The organism is Mesorhizobium sp. M7A.F.Ca.CA.004.12.1.1, assembly GCF_003997835.1.
Classification (GTDB): domain Bacteria; phylum Pseudomonadota; class Alphaproteobacteria; order Rhizobiales; family Rhizobiaceae; genus Mesorhizobium.
The window spans coordinates 1-2,141 of the sequence record NZ_RZRK01000956.1 but is presented as its reverse complement, the minus strand read 5'-3'; the positions used below and the strand labels follow the sequence as shown (position 1 = coordinate 2,141).

At 64.0% G+C, this 2,141-nt stretch carries 2 protein-coding genes and 1 pseudogene; all 3 read left to right on the top strand.

Features of this window, described 5'->3' with window-relative positions; genetic code table 11:
• Positions 1 to 297 (top strand): annotated as a pseudogene (locus EN984_RS32205) (hypothetical protein); the annotation flags it as partial.
• A gap of 12 nt (positions 298 to 309) precedes the next feature.
• A complete protein-coding gene (locus EN984_RS32200; protein WP_127269237.1) occupies positions 310 to 1,185 on the top strand; it encodes a branched-chain amino acid ABC transporter permease in 876 nt (291 codons plus the stop codon).
• The coding region (locus EN984_RS32195; RefSeq protein ID WP_164765811.1) for a branched-chain amino acid ABC transporter permease at positions 1,182 to 2,141 on the top strand (960 nt) is incomplete at its 3' end. The genes EN984_RS32200 and EN984_RS32195, both read left to right, overlap by 4 nt.

Genomic DNA, 2,141 nt, shown 5'->3' with positions numbered 1-2,141 from the left:
CATCTGGCGCTCGCCGCCCGACAATGTGCGCACGCGCTGATGAGCCATCCGCGCCTGCTGATCCTGGACGAGCCGACGCTGGGGCTGGCGCCCAAGATCAAGGACGAACTCTGCGCCTCCGTCATGGACATTTCGCGCGGCGGCGTGCCGCTGATCGTCGTCGAGCAGGATATCGAATTCCTGCTGGAGCTGACGCAGCAACTCTACCTCGTCAACCATGGCGCGGTGGCGACCGAGATCAAGCCGGGCGAAAGCCTCGACCACGGCGAGATCATGTCGATGTATTTTGGCCATTAGGAAAATCCGAAGATGAGCGCATTGGCGGAAATCCTGTTCGGCGGCCTGTTCCAGGGCTCGCTCTACGCCATGATGGCGGTCGGGCTGGCTCTGGTCTGGACGACGATCGGCGTGTTCAATTTCAGCCATGGCGTGTTCATGATGCTGGGCGCCTACATCGCCTGGCAGCTGGTCGAACTCGGCCTGCCGGCGGCGGTCGCCTTTCCGATCGCCGTCGTCGTCATGGCCGGCGTCGGCTGGATCCTGCAGGCGAGCGTCGTGCGGCCGCTGATCGGCCGACCCAACATCGTGCTGGTCGTCGTCATCACCACGCTGGCGGCCGGGTCGCTGATCGAGAACGGCGCGCTGACCATCTGGGGACCGCGCTCGAAACAGATCCCGGCGCTGATCGCCGGCAACGCCACCATCGGGGGCGTCGGCGTCTCCCTGCACCAGATCGCCATCATCGTGATCACGCCGCTGATCCTGGCCGCACTTTGGGTGTTCCTCAACCGCACGCGGCTGGGGCTGGCGCTCCGCGCCGTGGCGCAAAATGAAGATGCCAGCCACCTTGTCGGGCTGAACGTCACCGCGCTCTATGGGCTGGCCTTCGCCATTGCCGCTTCGCTGGCCGGGCTCGCCGGCATCTTCATGGGCGGCTACCGTTTCATGTCGCCGGTGATGGGCAGCGACCCGCTGCTCAAGGCGCTGATCGTCGTCGTTTTCGGCGGCATATCGAGCGTATCGGGTCCGATCTTCGCCGCCTATCTGATCGGCTTCTTCGAGGCAGCCTGCAGCTATTATTTCGGCTTGTACTGGACGCCGGCACTGCTGTTCGGCGTGCTCATCCTGACCCTGATGGTGCGCCCCGAGGGCATCTTTGCCAGCCGCTCCCGAGGCCTAGCATGACCGACACGACATCGCTGATCGCGCCTGGCCACGCCGAGGCGGCAACCCCGATCGCTCCAGGCCGCACGCCGTGGAAGCAGGAGGCCATCGGCTTCGTGCTCGGCTTCGCCCTGCTGGCGCTGCTGCCGCTGATCTTCGGTGACACCTATGCCCGCCACATCCTGATCATGGCCTTCATCTATGCGATCGTCGCCTCGAACTGGGACCTCAGCCTCGGTTATGGCGGCGTCTTCAATTTCGGCCATCTGGCGCTGTTCGGCATCGGCGTCTATGCCTACAGCCTGCTGACCAAGCTGGCCGAATTCGACCCGTGGATCGCGCTGTTTGCCAGCGGTGTCATCGCAACCCTGGCGGCGATCCTGGTGACCATCCCGATCCTGCGGCTGAAGGGCATCTACATCATCCTGGTCACTTTCGGCTTCGCGCAGCTGGTGATGCAGGTGATCATCAGCCAGTCGGCCATCACCGGCGGCACGCAAGGGCTGGTGCGCATTCCCGGACTCTATATCTTCGACCATAACATGGTCCGCGACGGCAAATCAGCCTATTTCTACATCGCGCTGGCACTGCTGGTGGCAAGTACGCTGTTCCTGCGCGTGTTTGTGCGCTCACGCGCCGGGGCCAGTATCGTCGCCTTGCGCGACAATGAGGAATACGCCATCAGCCGCGGCGTCTCGATCGTGCGCCAGCGCATGCTGACGCTTGCCGCGAGCGCCTTCTTCACCGGCATCGCCGGCGCCTTTTACGCCGCCTACCAGCGCAATGCCTCGATCGACGTCTTCGGCATGAGCCTGGCGACCATCATCCTGTCGATGGTGCTGCTTGGCGGCACCAGCACCATCTACGGCGCCATCGTCGCCTCCTTCGTGCTGACGATCTTCGCCGAATGGATGGCCGATTTCGGCGCGTGGCGGCCGATGATCACGGCGATGCTGATCATCGGCGTGATGCTGGCC